The sequence below is a fragment of the Pontibacter sp. FD36 genome (assembly GCF_015686655.1).
In the GTDB taxonomy this organism is placed as follows: Bacteria; Bacteroidota; Bacteroidia; order Cytophagales; family Hymenobacteraceae; genus Pontibacter.
In genome coordinates, this window is record NZ_JADPMP010000013.1 from 139,130 (window position 1) to 153,842 (window position 14,713).

General features: G+C 50.4%; 17 protein-coding genes and 1 tRNA gene. 8 read left to right on the top strand and 10 right to left on the bottom strand.

Translation table 11 applies throughout. From position 1 onward, the window contains the following. Window positions 1-78: 78 nt before the first annotated feature. The 3 genes from I0P70_RS18370 to I0P70_RS18380 form a co-directional block, all read right to left on the bottom strand. Complete coding sequence (locus I0P70_RS18370; protein WP_196120612.1) at window positions 79-855, bottom strand: TIGR02757 family protein; 777 nt, start codon at window positions 853-855, stop codon at window positions 79-81. Between the two features lie 110 nt (window positions 856-965). Further along, window positions 966-1,949, bottom strand: coding sequence for a LysM peptidoglycan-binding domain-containing protein (locus I0P70_RS18375; protein WP_230392285.1), 984 nt, complete (start codon window positions 1,947-1,949; stop codon window positions 966-968). A gap of 23 nt (window positions 1,950-1,972) precedes the next feature. Further along, window positions 1,973-2,743 carry a DUF4905 domain-containing protein gene (locus I0P70_RS18380; protein WP_196120613.1) on the bottom strand — a complete coding sequence of 257 codons (771 nt, stop codon included), beginning with the start codon at window positions 2,741-2,743 and terminating at the stop codon, window positions 1,973-1,975. 84 nt (window positions 2,744-2,827) lie between these two features. Between I0P70_RS18380 and I0P70_RS18385 the strand changes: the two genes are divergently transcribed. From I0P70_RS18385 to I0P70_RS18405, 5 genes are all read left to right on the top strand, one after another. Then, on the top strand, window positions 2,828-4,180 hold the full coding sequence (locus I0P70_RS18385) for a nodulation protein NfeD (RefSeq protein WP_196120614.1): 1,353 nt from the start codon (window positions 2,828-2,830) through the stop codon (window positions 4,178-4,180). 96 nt (window positions 4,181-4,276) lie between these two features. After that, window positions 4,277-4,615, top strand: coding sequence for a hypothetical protein (locus tag I0P70_RS18390; protein ID WP_196120615.1), 339 nt, complete (start codon window positions 4,277-4,279; stop codon window positions 4,613-4,615). 44 nt (window positions 4,616-4,659) lie between these two features. Further along, window positions 4,660-5,004 carry a hypothetical protein gene (locus I0P70_RS18395; RefSeq protein WP_196120616.1) on the top strand — a complete coding sequence of 115 codons (345 nt, stop codon included), beginning with the start codon at window positions 4,660-4,662 and terminating at the stop codon, window positions 5,002-5,004. Between the two features lie 104 nt (window positions 5,005-5,108). Then, complete coding sequence (kdsB, locus tag I0P70_RS18400) at window positions 5,109-5,846, top strand: 3-deoxy-manno-octulosonate cytidylyltransferase (protein WP_196120617.1); 738 nt, start codon at window positions 5,109-5,111, stop codon at window positions 5,844-5,846. A 212-nt stretch (window positions 5,847-6,058) separates the two neighbouring features. Further along, window positions 6,059-6,484, top strand: a complete 426-nt coding sequence (locus tag I0P70_RS18405) for a hypothetical protein (protein WP_196120618.1) — start codon at window positions 6,059-6,061, stop codon at window positions 6,482-6,484. A 154-nt stretch (window positions 6,485-6,638) separates the two neighbouring features. Here I0P70_RS18405 and I0P70_RS18410 read toward each other — a convergent pair whose 3' ends face one another. The 4 genes from I0P70_RS18410 to gap form a co-directional block, all read right to left on the bottom strand. Then, on the bottom strand, window positions 6,639-6,986 hold the full coding sequence (locus tag I0P70_RS18410; protein WP_196120619.1) for a translation initiation factor: 348 nt from the start codon (window positions 6,984-6,986) through the stop codon (window positions 6,639-6,641). A gap of 18 nt (window positions 6,987-7,004) precedes the next feature. Further along, on the bottom strand, window positions 7,005-7,886 hold the full coding sequence (locus tag I0P70_RS18415; protein WP_196120620.1) for a diacylglycerol kinase family protein: 882 nt from the start codon (window positions 7,884-7,886) through the stop codon (window positions 7,005-7,007). A 122-nt stretch (window positions 7,887-8,008) separates the two neighbouring features. Next, a complete protein-coding gene (locus tag I0P70_RS18420; protein WP_196120621.1) occupies window positions 8,009-8,854 on the bottom strand; it encodes a universal stress protein in 846 nt (281 codons plus the stop codon). Window positions 8,855-9,039: 185 nt separating this feature from the next. After that, entirely contained in the window at window positions 9,040-10,032 is a 993-nt protein-coding gene (gap, locus tag I0P70_RS18425) for a type I glyceraldehyde-3-phosphate dehydrogenase (protein WP_196120622.1), read from the bottom strand. 183 nt (window positions 10,033-10,215) lie between these two features. Between gap and I0P70_RS18430 the strand changes: the two genes are divergently transcribed. Further along, window positions 10,216-10,287, top strand: a tRNA-Glu gene (locus tag I0P70_RS18430). Between the two features lie 457 nt (window positions 10,288-10,744). Here I0P70_RS18430 and I0P70_RS18435 read toward each other — a convergent pair. From I0P70_RS18435 to I0P70_RS18445, 3 genes are all read right to left on the bottom strand, one after another. Further along, window positions 10,745-11,710 carry a DUF5996 family protein gene (locus I0P70_RS18435; protein ID WP_196120623.1) on the bottom strand — a complete coding sequence of 322 codons (966 nt, stop codon included), beginning with the start codon at window positions 11,708-11,710 and terminating at the stop codon, window positions 10,745-10,747. A 202-nt stretch (window positions 11,711-11,912) separates the two neighbouring features. Next, window positions 11,913-12,437 carry a DUF488 family protein gene (locus tag I0P70_RS18440; RefSeq protein WP_196120624.1) on the bottom strand — a complete coding sequence of 175 codons (525 nt, stop codon included), beginning with the start codon at window positions 12,435-12,437 and terminating at the stop codon, window positions 11,913-11,915. Window positions 12,438-12,731: 294 nt separating this feature from the next. Continuing rightward, window positions 12,732-13,022, bottom strand: a complete 291-nt coding sequence (locus I0P70_RS18445) for a M20/M25/M40 family metallo-hydrolase (protein ID WP_196120625.1) — start codon at window positions 13,020-13,022, stop codon at window positions 12,732-12,734. 329 nt (window positions 13,023-13,351) lie between these two features. Here I0P70_RS18445 and I0P70_RS18450 point away from each other — a divergent pair, with 329 nt between their 5' ends. Together I0P70_RS18450 and I0P70_RS18455 are read left to right on the top strand one after the other, a co-directional pair. After that, window positions 13,352-13,930 (top strand): Crp/Fnr family transcriptional regulator, encoded by a 579-nt coding sequence (locus I0P70_RS18450; protein ID WP_196120626.1) that lies wholly within the window; start codon window positions 13,352-13,354, stop codon window positions 13,928-13,930. A 207-nt stretch (window positions 13,931-14,137) separates the two neighbouring features. Further along, window positions 14,138-14,710, top strand: a complete 573-nt coding sequence (locus I0P70_RS18455; protein ID WP_196120627.1) for a YceI family protein — start codon at window positions 14,138-14,140, stop codon at window positions 14,708-14,710. Window positions 14,711-14,713: the final 3 nt, after the last annotated feature.

Consider the following 14,713-nt stretch of genomic DNA (forward strand, 5'->3'; position numbering starts at 1 on the left):
GCGTATTTATTCAGCTTCTTGTGCAAAATACAGCTGCAGAAAGGGTTTCAGATCGAAGCGCAATCGTGTAGCTATACCTTAAAACTTCTCCTCCACTCCCAGCCCGAACAGGGCGTAGTCGTATTTCACAGGGTCCTGCGGGTCGAAAGTCCTGAGATGGTCGGTAAGTTCTTCTGCTGTTTGCCAGTCCATGCCCTTGCGCGTGATCAGGCCCAGCCTACGGGCGACCCGCTCTACGTGCACATCGCAGGGACAGACCAGGTCTGCCGGTTGCATGGTGTGCCAGATGCCGAAGTCCACACCGCCATCAGCAGGCCGCACCATCCAGCGCAGGTACATGTTCAACCGCTTACAGGCCGACTTGCGTGCCGGGGTCGATATGTGCTTGCGGGTACGATGAGGGGCATCCTCGAGGCTGAACACCAGATCGTGAAAATGCTCCAGCCGCGCCTTCTGTGTCTTGATCTGGTTGCGCTCTCCCGTAAAAGCCGTTTCCAGGCTCTCGTGCTGCTCGTAGTACCACCTGAACCAGTGAATCAGGTAGAGCAGGTCGGTATCATTGAAAGTGCGGTGCTTGAAACCCAGAAAACGCGGCAGATCCTGCTCCTGATGCTGGAGGATGAACTCGTGCGGAGCATTATCCATCAGGTCCATCAGCTTTAGGCAGTTGTTGATGATGGTCTTGCGCTGTCCCCAGGCAAGAATGGCTGCAAAAAAGCCACTGATCTCGATGTCCTGCTTTTTGGTGAAACGGTGGGGGATGGACACCGGATCATTCGGAATGAAGTTGGGCTGGTTATAGCGGGCTACCCGGTCATCGAGCATGGCCTTGATCTGGGCGATATCCTGTTTCATGTGCTTGGTACGAGAAATGGCGCCCTGCAAGTTAAGGATTATGCAGGAGGTAGCCCATAAAAAAAGCCCGGACACTGCTGCCCGGGCTTTCTTTTTATCGCTATACCTGCTTATGGCATGTAAGACAGCTCTACTCTGAACTTCTGGTCAATCGCTCCCAGCTTCTGGCAGGCCTTCTTCGACAGACGCACTACCACGTTGTTGTTCTCGCCTGTGTTTGGCAGTTTTCCGATCACACGCACATACACTACCTGGTCGTTCATGGCATTTTTCACCTGCATGATGGTACCTACCGGAGCAGTTTTGTGCAGCGCCAGGTATTTGTTTGTATCTGCTTTTGGGTCGATCATTTCGGCCATACCTGTCTCGATGATCTTTTTGGCACCAGACACAGAGTCTACCATTTCCTCGTCGTCTTCCGAAACGCTGGTAGCCGGTGCCGGCGTAGCTGGCTGCGGCGTCAGTACAATGTGGGAATTGGCTGGGTTGGTAGTAGCGGCCACAGGCTCCGTCGAAGCTACAGCAGTTTCTGCCACTTTATCTTTTGCAATCTCGTCATCAGACTCACTCACATAGATCGGGTTCTTAGACGGCACAGCTTGGCCCTTGCCCACGATCAGATGAGATCCTACACTGATCGTATTGTCAGGCAGGTTATTCCAACGCTTGATGTCATCTACTTTCACGCCATGCATGCGGGAGATCGAAAAAAGGGTCTGCTGCGGCTCTACCTGGTGCAGCTTCTCGCCACGGCTGTTTACCGTGAAGGTACGGTTGCTGGCTGTGCCTGCAGTGGCGGTTTGCTGGATCGCGGCTGGTGCTGCGGCATACTTGCGCGGTATCAGCACGACCTGGCCAATGTTGATGGTCGTCTCCACAGATGGATTTGAATCAACGATTTGGGCAACAGACACGCCATACTTTCTGGAAAGGGCGTAAAGCGTTTCTTTTGGCTCCACACGGTGCTGCACGTATACCTTCCCGTTCTTACGCTCCACACCTACAGAGTCGCGCAGGGCAACCATGTCGAAGGCTGAAGCCGAAAAAGGAAGCAGCGGCATTGCTACAAGGGCGATAAGTAAAATTCGGATCATAGCTAAAAGTCGAACTATAAAAATTAAAGAGAATATGCCTTCCAGGTTGTTTTGTTTTGCACGAAGTACAAATTGCGCATAAAGATAAAAAAAGTATCTGAACCTACGCCATCAATTGCACCTGCAAGTAACTCATTTAAGTGCAAAAAACCATTTAAATCAAAAACAGCCAGAAAATTATCTAACTTATTTTCGGCTGACTTGCAGTAGTAACTTACGACCAGGAAAGTGTCCGTTTCGGCGTACTCCAGGGCGCTTACAGGCTCACAATCAAGTTCCTGCGCCAAAAAATCACGTACCTGCCCAAAGTAAGCTTCGCCTTCCCGGTACAGGTGCGGGTACTGCACAGCACCAAAGCGGTGTTCGTGGTAGTGCTGCACCCGATCAGCCGCCTCTTTTTGGCCTATATCGTTTTGCACGGTTTTACCGTAACCGCTTTCCAGCAAAAGCAGTTCCCCAGGTGCTTCTGTAATATTATACGCCAGCACGCCCCTCTCCTCCACTCCGTAAAAAGCCAGCTCCGGCTGCTGCCAGCGAGCTATACCTGTATCTGCCGCAAATGCTCGTATACCTTTGTGCTGCCCTAGTTTTCGGTCGCCATAGCCGTGCAGGTATACGACCTGGTCATGCACGTCTTCCAGCCCCAGCCACCAGGTGTTAGGGTCGGGAAGTTTCAACTCGAGCAGCTGCGCATCGGGCAGGTGCAGGGTATAGAAGCGGGCCTGCAGCAGGTCAGCGTCACGCACTTCCAGTGCCAGCCAGCCATTGGGTGCATCCAGACGAATGCGCCACACAGGCGCCTCAAAATCGTATTTAAAAAGTAGGGAAAGAATAAGCGGGTTTTTTTTAGTATCTTATTTCCGATTAAGCCCAAATGTATGAAATCTAACGCAAAAATATGGCAATGGCCGTCACTCCTCCTGCTGGCCCTTCTCTTTTCTTTCACAGCCGCCCTGGCACAGGAGCAGCAACGACAAAAGGTGTTCATAATGGAGATCGGGTCTGAGATCGACCCGCGCACCAACCGCTATACCCAGTTGGCGCTAGAAGAAGCCACCCGTGTGGAGGCCGACCATGTGCTGCTGAAACTGAACACCTACGGAGGTGCCGTGAACGATGCAGATGCCATCCGCCTGCGCTTGCTTGAGTACCCGAAACCAATTTATGTGTTCATCGACAAAAACGCGGCTTCGGCCGGGGCGCTTATCTCTATTGCCTGTGACAGCATTTACATGGCGCCGGGCGCCAACATCGGGGCAGCCACGGTGGTGGGTGCCGATGGACAAGCCGCTCCAGGCAAGTACCAGAGCTACATGCGGTCCATCATGCGCTCCACTGCCGAGGCAAACGGACGCAATCCCAGACTGGCCGAAGCCATGGTAGACGCTGCCGTGGACAGCACCTTGTCTGCAGATCAGGTGTTGACACTCACCACATCCGAAGCCATCCAGCATGGCTTTTGTGAAGGACAGGCCAACAACATCGACGAAGTGCTGCAAAAGCTTGATCTTCAGGATGCTGAGATCATCCGATATGAACTGAGCACCACCAACAAGGTCATTTCCTTTTTCCTGAATCCGGTTATCAGCGGCATTCTGATCCTGATCATCATCGGCGGGTTGTGGTTTGAGCTGCAGACTCCTGGTGTGGGCTTTCCGCTTATGGCTGCTATTGTAGCCGGTGTGCTCTACCTCACGCCTTTCTACCTCAACGGACTGGCTGAGCACTGGGAGATCCTGCTGTTCATTGTGGGGCTGGTGCTCATTGCGCTGGAAGTGTTTGTGGTGCCGGGCTTTGGCGTGACAGGTATAAGCGGCATTTCGCTGGTGTTCCTGTCGCTACTGCTGATCATGGTCAACAACCAGGCCTTTGACTTTACCTTCGTTTCGTCTGAGCGCCTCATGGAAAGCCTGGTATCAGTGCTGCTGGGCATGATCAGTGCGGTGATCATCGTCATACTGACCTGGAACCGCGTGCTGGGCAGTCGCGCTCTGCAGCGTGTCACCCTTGCTAATACCTTCGCCAGCAAAGAGGGCTACCGCTCCAGCAACTCAGTGGAGCACCTGATCGGCAAAACAGGTGTCGCCTATACCCGCATGGCCCCGAGTGGACGTGTGATGATTGACGACAACGTGTACGACGCGCAGGCCCGCGACGGCTTCATCGAAAAAGGTGATTCCGTGCAGGTGATCGACCAAAGTACCTTCGCACTCCGGGTAAAGAAGGTATAGGAATCCGGGGATTTAGGAGTTTAAGCATTTTTTTAACCGCCTTTGCAACGCTGGAGGGCATTCTGGGGTCATGCCAGTAGACCAAACCTTGATCACATGAAAATCATTTTCCGCTACTTCCTACTAATGGCAGCTTTCACAGTTTCTGCCTTCTCCTGTGACAAGGACGAAGACCTTGAAGTGCTGGAGGAAGTTGCCGCCATCACCTGGTCCGGCGATTATGCTGTAGACGGCTGCGGTTTTCATGTGCAAATCGGTGAAACGCGCTTCAAGCCGGCAAATGAAGCATCTATTGACAACTCCTTCAAATCACATGAACCTATACCTGTAGAGGTGAAATTTGTGCAACTGGGCCAGCGGGACTTTCAATGCGGCATGCTTCCCATGGCCACTAAAAAGGAGATTATCCGTATCCTCTCAATTAAGAAAATGTAAACCAGGCGCTACCTCCTGTATAAGCTCACATATCCTGTTCCTATATGAAACTGTTTCTACAGCTTACCCTATTTATCAGCCTTTCTTCCCTTTTACTTATTTCCTGCCAGCACACCCCAAATACCGAAACAGATACCAAGGAGGCCATGCTGATCTGGTCGGGTGAGTATATGGTGGACGGTTGTGGTTTTGAAGTGCTCATCAACGGCAATAGGTTCAAGCCCGAGAATGAAGGGGATATAGATGAGGCATTCAAAGTGGAGGGTGAGACGCCCGTCCTGATCGAGTTTGAGAAGCTGGGCCGCCAGTTGGATATTCGTTGCGGCCTCTCCACCCAAAGCAGGGCCATGGATGCCATCCGTGTCATCTCTGTCAAAAAAAGACCCTAACAGGCAAATTGCTTTTTGCAGCGGACTGCTGCATTACTCCTGTCTGTTGCGTAACTTGCCGGAGCCTGCCACTGCACGGCTGGCCAAAGATAACCGTCTGCCCTATGGAAATACTCGGCATTATACCTGCCCGCTACGCCTCTACCCGTTTCCCCGGAAAGCCACTTGTTGACATCAATGGCAAAAGCATGATACAGCGGGTATACGAACAGGCTTCATCATCTGGTTTAACTGATGTTATCGTAGCCACTGACGATCAGCGCATTTTGGACCATGTACATAGTTTCGGAGGCAAGGCCGTACTAACAGCAGCGCACCACCAGAGCGGCACCGACCGTTGCTTCGAAGCCTATCAGTTACATGACCAGCCGTTTGAGTATGTGATCAATATCCAGGGCGACGAACCTTTCATTAAGCCTGAGCAGATCGAATTGCTGGCCACCTGCTTCGATAATCCACAGACGCAACTGGCCACCCTAGTCAAAAAGATCAACACCCCGGAAGAGCTCTTCAATGTCAATGCGCCTAAAGTAGTCATCAGCGGTCATGGGGAAGCCCTGTACTTCAGCAGACAGCCTATTCCCTATTGCCGCAACGTGCCCAACGACATCTGGCACAAACAGCATACCTACTACAAGCACATCGGCATCTACGGCTACCGCACCGACATACTAGAGCAGATCACCCAGCTGCCTCCTTCCAGCCTGGAACTGGCCGAGTCACTGGAGCAACTGCGCTGGCTCGAAAATGGATTCCGCATTACCACCGCTATCACGGAGTTTGAAACCATCGGCATCGATACCCCAGAGGATCTGGAGAAGGTGGTGCGTAATGTTGAATGAGTAATGATTAGTGATGAATGAATTAGTGCCACGCTTTGTAGATTATGAATTTGACACGCGGCTTTAACTATTCATGTGTTAATTTATCAATCATACGATAAACCACTGATTACAAGATTACTTAAGACACGCTACACTCACTTTAACCATTCTGTAATAGATTCTCTACGAGCAGTGATTAATCATTCTTCACTACTCATAAACCATTACCTATGAAGCACTACACCTTGCAGCGATTTGTGAAGCTGAGTCTATACTTCTTCGGGATGTATGCTTTGTTGACTGCGGCCTGGTTTGGAATATCCGGCAGGTTCAGGGAAGACGCTACCGGGGCGATAAATGAAATCCTTGTGAATTCGGCAATTTTCTCGCTGCTGTTCACGATTGCCCTGCTGCTGTGGTACAGGCGGACGGAAATTAGAATACCGGTGAAAAGCATCTCTTCTAAAGCGCTTGATCAGAAACTTGAAGAGATTGGCTACGAACGTATACCTGGTAAAGAAAAGGGAGCCGTGCAGGTATACAAACCCCGGCCACCAAAAGCTCCCGCCCTGGCCGGTCGTCTATTCGTGCAGAAGTCAGCCAACTTTTACCACCTGCAGGGGCCGGTGAGTAAGTTGAAGAGTTTAGAAGTTTGAGACTTGAAAGGCTCGAGCTAGGTTTCGGGATGGGTAGAATTGTTTAGTGCATGCTTCGGATAGGTTGCCACCTTTTCCTTTGGGGCAAAGTCATACTTCGCAGCACCATGATATGACAGCGTCATGTCGCTACAATCAAACTCCCGGACTCAAATCATCCTCCTGCCTTCTTTGCCTTATAGCCTGTGGCTTGTAGTACCTGCAGCACTTTGTCGCGGAAATCGCCCTGGATCAGGATCTCTCCATCTTTGGCAGAACCGCCCACGCCGCATTTATTTTTAAGCAGCTTGCCCAGCTCTTTCAGATCGTCTTCCGTTCCTACAAAGCCTGTTACTAGCGTTACCTGCTTGCCTCCACGGGCTTTCTTATCCAGCATCACTTTCAGGTTCTGCTGCTGTGGCGGAAGCGTCTCGGCTTCGTGCTCCTGCTCGTATTGGTAACTGAAATCAGAACTGGTGGAGTATACCACTCCCTGTCTGCCTTTTTTATTTTTGTCGCTCATAATCTTAGTCTCCTATATTTAGCGTGCTACCACGTGCAGTGACTGTGGCACCATGCGTACTTCAAACTCCTTAGCCTTTCCCAGATACTCTCCGTCGGCATGGTGCATCATTTCGTGGTCAGTCTGCACCGTGACGCCCTCTGTCTTAAAATACTCAGCGCTGTCGGCACTGGCTGGTCTGTTGGCCAGCATCGCATAGCTCAGTTGCAGCGCTTTGAACATATCCAGTTTACGCACCAGGCATACGTCCAGCATACCATCCCGTATGTCAGCCATTGGGGCGATATAGGCATTATTGCCGTACTGCGCCGCATTGGCAAAGGCCATCACAAACAGCTCCGTTTCGATGGTCTTGCCATTAATAACGGCCTTTACAGGAAGATGGCGGTAGTTGCGCACCTCTTTTAGAATCAGTTCCACATAAGTCCTGAGGCCACGCTTCTTACTCCCAGCAAACACCGAACTGATATAGGCATCAAACCCTATACCTGCGGTTGTGAAGAATGGCCGCCCGTTGATGATACCGCTATCTATCTTAGAACGATGTCCGTGGTTCAGGTAGCGGATAGCGGCATCAACAGTCAGGGGTACCTGCAGGTGACGGGCCAGTCCATTTCCAGAACCCCTGGGGATGATACCCAGGGCCGTTTCAGTATGCAGCAGGCCTTGCGCCACCTCGTTCATGGTACCGTCGCCCCCAACAGCTACCACCACCTCACAGCCCTGCTCAGCCGCCTGCCTGGCCAGTTCGGGTGCATGTCCGGCATAGTCCGTGTACACGATGTCGTGGTCAAACTTTTCGTGGTCCAGGTGAAGCTTAATGCGGGCAGCTACATCTACCTTGCTGCTGGGGCCAGACTTGGGATTGATGATGAACCGGAAATGGGGACGTTTGCTCATATACGGACGGACAGGTCAAAGACGCTGCTATCTGGGTTAATTCTACGCAAATTAACCCATTCCTTCGGAGAATAAAAAAGCCCAGCAAATGCCGGGCTTTCTGTCTATACCTGTTCAGTTACTTATTTCAGGTGGAAGGTGAGTACTGGAATGTCGGAATGGTTTACCAGGTCTTCAGCGATGCTGCCGCTAAGCAGATGCGACAGGCCGGTACGGCCGTGTGTGGCCATCATCACCAGGTCAGCTCCGGTCTCCTCTGCAAAGTGCAGGATGCCGTCTTCCTCAATCGTATCGTTGTAGACATTGATTGTGAAGTTCTGCAGTCCGTAGCGTTCAGCGGCCTTCTGCATGCGTGCCCGCAGGTTGCTGCTCGACTCGAAGGCACCCGGCGTGTTAATGTAAACCAGGTGCAGTTTTGCTCCGAACATCTGCTGAAAATACTTGAACTTCTCCACAGCCGTTCCGATCTCACGCTTGAAATCAGAAGGCAGCACGATGTTTCGGATCTGCAGGTTCGGAATTGGTCCTTTCACAGTGAGCACCGGGCACTCGGCAGTACGCACCACCTTCTCGGTGTTGGATCCGATCAGGAATTCATCCATACCGCTGGCGCCTTTCGAACCCATCACCACCAGGTCCACCTTGTCGTCGCTGATCACCCGGCGTATCTTGCGGATCACGTTGTCGGCGTCTACTTCCTGCACCACTTCCACCCCTTCGTGCTCCACAGAGCGCTCCAGTTCGGCCATGCGGTATTTGGTGTTCTCAAGCAGCTTCATCATGTATACCTGCTCCATTCCGTTTCCGCCTACCAGGTCACCGGTTGCACTGAAAGAGTAGGAATAAGGCATTTCGACCACATGCAGCAGTTTGATGGCAGCACCCGTCTGGCGGGCAATGGCAACAGCTACTTCGAAGGCGTTGCGGGCCTGGTCGGAAAAGTCGGTTGGTACAAGTATTCTTCTCATAATTTTGTGCGGTTTTATAATGCTTTGTTCTATTTCAGATGTAAAAATACAGGCCTGTATACGCCTGTACTATGACAAATGTCATTCCTGATGAAATATAGTGTTTTTCTTTTATAATCGCCACTAAAACACAAAAGCCCACCAGAATGGCGGGCTTTTGCAGGAATGAGGTATAAACCAGGTGATTAGCCAAGCTTTGTGATCAGGTCAGCAGCTCTGTTAGAGTAGCCAGCCTCGTTGTCGTACCAGCCTACTACTTTCACCAGTGTTTCGTTAGCTGATGTCATCTCTGCGTCGAAGATGCAAGAGTGTGTGTTGCCTACGATGTCGATTGAAACGATCGGATCCTCTGTGTACTCCAGGATACCTTTCATTTCACCTTCAGCAGCCTTCTTCATAGCAGCGTTGATTTCCTCTTTCGTAGCTGGCTTCTTCAGCACTACAGTTAAGTCAGTCAAAGAGCCATCAGGAATAGGCACGCGCATAGCCACGCCGTCCAGTTTGCCTTTCAAGTGAGGCAGTACAAGACCAACGGCCTTGGCAGCACCTGTAGAAGTAGGCACGATAGAGTAAGCGGCAGCACGGGCACGGCGCAGGTCGCTGTGTGGTGCATCCTGCAGGTTCTGGTCAGCAGTGTAAGCGTGTACAGTTGTGATATAGCCTTTCTCGATACCAAAGGTGTCGTCAAGTACTTTCGCCATTGGCGCAAGGCAGTTAGTAGTACAAGAAGCATTGGAGACGATGCGCTCGTCGCCAGTCAGAATGTCTTCGTTCACACCCAGTACCACAGTTGGGATGTTGCCTTTGGCAGGAGCTGAGATAACTACTTTGCGGGCACCAGCTTCCAGGTGACCACCAGCGCCCTGCTCGTCAACGAAACGACCAGTAGACTCCAGCACAACGTCAACGCCCAGATCACCCCAAGGCAGGTTCTTCGGCTCGCGCTCAGCTGTGATTTGAATCTCTCTGCCGTTTACGATAATACCGTTGTCAGTGGCTTCTACTGTACCATTAAAACGGCCGTGTACTGAATCATACTTCAGCAGGTGAGCCAATGTTTTGGTGTTGGTCAGGTCGTTGATCGCTACTACCTCTACATTGTCCTTCTCCAGAAGGGCCTTAAAAGTAAGTCTGCCGATACGGCCAAAACCGTTAATTGCAACTTTAATTTTAGACATGGTATTTGGGATTGATTTGTTTTTAAAATTTGATGGTGCGAAGTTACGATTACGGATAAGGAAAACCAATATATTTTTTCCTGCCTGACTCCTAACGATTTACGTAAAATAAGGTTGAAAACGCAAAAAAATATTTGCCTTGTAAGTGCTTTGCCTTATCTTTGCACCACAATACGACAGAATGGTCCGTTCGTCTAGGGGTTAGGACTCCAGATTTTCATTCTGGCAACAGGGGTTCGATTCCCCTACGGACTACTTAGTAAAGCTTAAAAAGCCGCTTAATTCTCAAATTAAGCGGCTTTTTCATTTCCAGCCTAGCAGAAAAGGTTTTATACTTTGCTAAGCCTTTATGCTAGCTTTAACACATCTTAAGAGATGTAAGGGGATTTCAGGAAAGATGGTGAGTAGAGAACTAAAGTAAATGGAAATTAATAAGCTCGTAAAAAGGACTTTTTTGGATACCTAGCCAGTTACAGTTCAATATGAGCTTACCGAATAGGGAAAAAGTTTAAAGTCCGTCACTGAAGATCATGCTGTCTGGGGCTTAGAACACCCTAAAACCACAGAACTTAACTTCACCTGCCTTAGCATAAAAGGCCACTATACTTGCAAAGGTATAGCGGTCTCTCTTAATTTTACTTGCTCTCCTCGCTATTGGCCAGCACTGTCACCATTCCAGGTGGCCTTTCTCGCATGCCGGAATCAAGGCACTCTATGCATCTTTATCCACCTGCTTGTAGGCACTGCGATCTGATTTTCTCCGATTGTCGAAATTCTCCTGCTCCAGCGCTTTTCTATCCCACCGTGCCAGGTCAGCTGCCGCCTCGTAGGTGCTGCGCAGGAAGTCCAGCAGCACAGATTCCGGATCATCGGCCTCCTGCACTGCATCGTAAGGCAGAATGAATTCCCGGAGCTCCGAATGGTAGTAGGCCTGGGCAGGCTTTATGCGGGCATCCTTATACCCTTCCGGTTCCGGATAAATGTAGCTGTAAAACGCGGCCGCCGGAAATGCCTCGCTTCCGGGCCAAAAGCCGCAGCTGCAAACCTCTTTGGAATAGGCTTCCTGCGCAATCCAATCGGGTAGGTTAGGTACGCCTCCGGGGTGCCGCGGTGCGTCACGACCAGAGAAGCGTGACAACGCCAGATCGAAACTGCCCCAGAAAAAATGCACGGGGCTGCACTTGCCACTGAACTCTGCCCTGAACCGGGTAAAAACATCGTGCACCCGAAGAAATGCCTGGTGCAAAGCCGCAGCGTGTTCCGGGTTGTAGGTGGCATGCGTTTCATCTTTATTAAAGGGAATGGGGTCTTCCAGTTCATTCGGTACAGGGTAAATTTCTGCCTGTATACCTACTTCCCGCAGGGCGTCCAGTACCTGCTTATAGCACCCTGCCACGGATAGCTTTTTCAGGTCAATGCTGCTTATTTCACCAGCACTGGTTTTTAGCTGCAGTTGATGGTGTATAAAGTCAAAGTCTAGCTGAAAATGTTTATCCCCGTCCACGATGTCTGAGGTGGTAAGTCCGCTCGGAGTTACATAGAGTGTGACGTGCCAGGAATGATTGATCCAAGGCGTTTTGACCAGTCTGATCTTCCCCACGATCTGTGTCCACAGGTGAATCGTTTCATAGGTCTTTTGAGCTTCTTTAAAAGACAGTTTAGGCCATGCTGTTTTCATAGGCAATTATTTTCGAACGGATAATCAATCCAGTAGCGTGATGATATCGCTGGGCCTGTTTAAAGGCCGGTATAGCGGACATGCTTTCGCTATTTTATTAAGCTTGCCCCACTGCTTTGCTGTCAACTTCTCTTTGAAATATTCCTTGTAATCACCATACAGGATGCCAGGGCCATACACAAAATGCTGACAGTTAACATTGTTAGACCTTTTCCTTTACGGGATGTGTTTCCAAGTACGCTGAGGTGAATGGGTGTTCTTTAGCTATCCCCTCATTCATAATGTGCATCACAGTCCAGCCCCTTTCCTTGAGATAGTCCGAGATGATGGCGCGATGACACCGCCACCATACGGCTTCGGAACACATATAAGCGGTTCTCTTTTGGGTAGCGACTTCTGTCAGCTTCGCTATTGCATCTTCAAATTCCTTAGTTTCAGCATAGTCAGCATAGCCGCGAAAGGATTCACTTCTCCAGACAGAGTGGAGAGAATCAGGCCTGGGCTTTCTGCGACCGCCTAGCTCCTGCTCAGGCATATACCTGATTCCGGCTTCGGGCAGGTAGGTCTCCAGGGCCGACACGTTGAAGTGGGGGTACTTTTTAGAGCCGGGATACCGGCGCACATCCACCAGCACCTCAATCTGAAATGACTGTAGCGCTGCCACAAACTCCTCCGGGCTTCTGGTAGAATGACCGAAGGTCCAGATAGTTTTGTTGGTTACTGACATATATGTTCCTCTTCCCGTTAATTTCTTCTATACCTTTTCCAATTGGAGGGCAGCCCGCTTCAGTACTACTCCGTCGCTTTCAACCCACAGCCGCAGCTGGCCGGTTCTCTAGCGTCCATTCGCCGCCGGCATAGCCTTATGAGCATGTTCCAGAATCATCACCATTTGCTTTTAGCTCGGTCTCAATAAGAAGGCTGCCTTGTCTAGCATTTCATACTGCAGGCGGAAGGAAAAGTTGGCTAAAGTGAAGCTCAGGTTCGTCCCTTCTTGACAGGATTTGGCTCAATACCTGGTCTACTTATTCAGGTAGTCCAGGATTATCTGTACCTGGGCTTTCACTCCGTTTTGCAAGGCGCTTTCATCCACCGTGAATTTGGGGTTGTGGTTCGCTGCCCCTTCCCCAATGCCAAGTGTCATAAAGTAGACAGGAGCTGCCTTTCTGTAATAGGAGAAGTCCTCGCTGGCTGTCACCATGGGGGCGTCAAAAACCTGGTCCTTTCCCAGGGCGGCCACAACACTTTTCCTGGCAAAGGAAGTAAGACCGGCATCGTTTTGTGTAGAAGCGCCAGCCGAAACAGGAGTCATGCATCTCGGAGTCGTTGCCGAAGGCTCTGCTGGGTTTGGAAACCACCTCTATTAGTTTAGCACCGCCTGTTCAAAAATCAGGGATCTAAGCAGGAAGGCTCTCTCCTGCTGACCTGGCTGCAAGTGCTAATTATTCGTAATGCTAAAGCAAGTGGTCAGGCATTCAGCGAGCATTAACACGCCATGGCTGGCTTTCCGGGAGAGAAGCAGGCGAAGGAAACTGAATGGCTGAAATAAAATCGTAAATTAGCTCCCAGTTTAAGAGCCCAATGTTCGATTGACATCAGGATCAGCAGACTCTACCCTACTGTAAATCAATCATAACAGTGATGTACAAGCTATTCTTTCAGCATCTGAACAGTAAAGTCCAGCTAACAGAAGCGGAAGAGGCGCACATCAAAACCTACCTGACCCTTAAAAAGCTCCGAAAGAAGCAATTCCTGTTACAGGAAGGCGATGTATGCAAAGCAATCGCCTTTGTAGAGAAAGGGGCCTTGCGCGCCTACTCTGTGGACGAGAACAGTAACGAACACATCATTCAGTTTGGCCTGGAAGGCTGGACGATCTCGGACCTGTACAGTTTCCTGACAGGAGAGCCCGCCACCTACAACATCGATGCCCTGGAAGACTCGGAACTAGTGATCATCAGCAAATCGGCCCATGAGGAGCTGTTGCAGACGATGCCCAAATACGAAACTTTCACCAGGCTGAATATTACAGGCGCTTACCTGGCCATGCAGCGCCGGCTGACTTCCATTATCAGCGCCTCCGTGGAAGAGCGCTACCAGGAGTTCATCGCCTTATACCCGCACATCGCGCAGCGCGTTCCCCAGCACATGATCGCCTCCTACATGGGCCTCACCCCTGAGACCCTGAGCCGCATCCGAAAACGCATCTCCTCAAAGTAACAATCCGCATTACTTCCTAAAAGCATTGATTTGGATCAATGTTCTTTCTTGACCGGGCTCAATGCATCGAGGCATGCCGTGGTCGTACCTTTGTATTGTTCAAAGGATTCAGCTGAACATGGAGTACGACTACAACTGGCTGGAAAATCCTGCACCAATAATCGAATCACACTAACTTTTATAAACACTATTTAAATCACAAACCGCATGAAAAGAATATCCTTAATTTTATTCGCATTTCTGTCACTGACGGCTTTTACAACCCTGAACACCGTTTGGACAAACGATGACGCGCACTCGCAGCTTGGCTTTACAGTAAAACACCTGGGCATTTCCGATATATCAGGTCATTTTGATGACTTCGATGTAAAAATCACTGCCACGAAGCCGGATTTCAGTGACGCAGTCGTAGAAATGACCGCCAAAACAGCTTCTATCGACACGAGAGTAGCCGACAGAGACACTCACCTGAAGAGCCCGGACTTTTTCAACGTGGAGAAGTACCCAACCATGGACTTCAAAAGCACTTCTGTAAAGAAAGCAGGCAAAGACAGCTACAAGCTTACCGGCAACCTGACCCTGAACGGCGTGACTAAGCCCGTTACCATGGACATGAAGTACAACGGTACAGTAGAGAACGCCATGAACAAAAAGCAGACCGCAGGTTTCCAGGTAACGGGTACCATCAAGCGTTCCGACTTTAACTTAGGCAGCGGCTTCCCGGCCCCCATGATCAGCGACGAAGTGCGCATCAAGGCGGACGGTGAGTTTATCCAGTAATCT

Excerpts from the sequence above, each read along its gene's own strand:
- I0P70_RS18405 (WP_196120618.1), top strand. The coding sequence starts at position 6,059 with ATGAAGCACTACACCTTGCAGCGATTTGTGAAGCTGAGTCTATACTTC.
- I0P70_RS18455 (WP_196120627.1), top strand. The coding sequence starts at position 14,138 with ATGAAAAGAATATCCTTAATTTTATTCGCATTTCTGTCACTGACGGCT.
- I0P70_RS18435 (WP_196120623.1), bottom strand. The coding sequence starts at position 11,710 with ATGAAAACAGCATGGCCTAAACTGTCTTTTAAAGAAGCTCAAAAGACC.
- kdsB (WP_196120617.1), top strand. The coding sequence starts at position 5,109 with ATGGAAATACTCGGCATTATACCTGCCCGCTACGCCTCTACCCGTTTC.
- I0P70_RS18440 (WP_196120624.1), bottom strand. The coding sequence starts at position 12,437 with ATGTCAGTAACCAACAAAACTATCTGGACCTTCGGTCATTCTACCAGA.
- I0P70_RS18375 (WP_230392285.1), bottom strand. The coding sequence starts at position 1,949 with ATGATCCGAATTTTACTTATCGCCCTTGTAGCAATGCCGCTGCTTCCT.
- I0P70_RS18420 (WP_196120621.1), bottom strand. The coding sequence starts at position 8,854 with ATGAGAAGAATACTTGTACCAACCGACTTTTCCGACCAGGCCCGCAAC.
- I0P70_RS18390 (WP_196120615.1), top strand. The coding sequence starts at position 4,277 with ATGAAAATCATTTTCCGCTACTTCCTACTAATGGCAGCTTTCACAGTT.
- I0P70_RS18395 (WP_196120616.1), top strand. The coding sequence starts at position 4,660 with ATGAAACTGTTTCTACAGCTTACCCTATTTATCAGCCTTTCTTCCCTT.
- I0P70_RS18410 (WP_196120619.1), bottom strand. The coding sequence starts at position 6,986 with ATGAGCGACAAAAATAAAAAAGGCAGACAGGGAGTGGTATACTCCACC.
- gap (WP_196120622.1), bottom strand. The coding sequence starts at position 10,032 with ATGTCTAAAATTAAAGTTGCAATTAACGGTTTTGGCCGTATCGGCAGA.
- I0P70_RS18370 (WP_196120612.1), bottom strand. The coding sequence starts at position 855 with ATGAAACAGGATATCGCCCAGATCAAGGCCATGCTCGATGACCGGGTA.
- I0P70_RS18445 (WP_196120625.1), bottom strand. The coding sequence starts at position 13,022 with ATGACTCCTGTTTCGGCTGGCGCTTCTACACAAAACGATGCCGGTCTT.
- I0P70_RS18415 (WP_196120620.1), bottom strand. The coding sequence starts at position 7,886 with ATGAGCAAACGTCCCCATTTCCGGTTCATCATCAATCCCAAGTCTGGC.
- I0P70_RS18385 (WP_196120614.1), top strand. The coding sequence starts at position 2,828 with ATGAAATCTAACGCAAAAATATGGCAATGGCCGTCACTCCTCCTGCTG.
- I0P70_RS18450 (WP_196120626.1), top strand. The coding sequence starts at position 13,352 with ATGTACAAGCTATTCTTTCAGCATCTGAACAGTAAAGTCCAGCTAACA.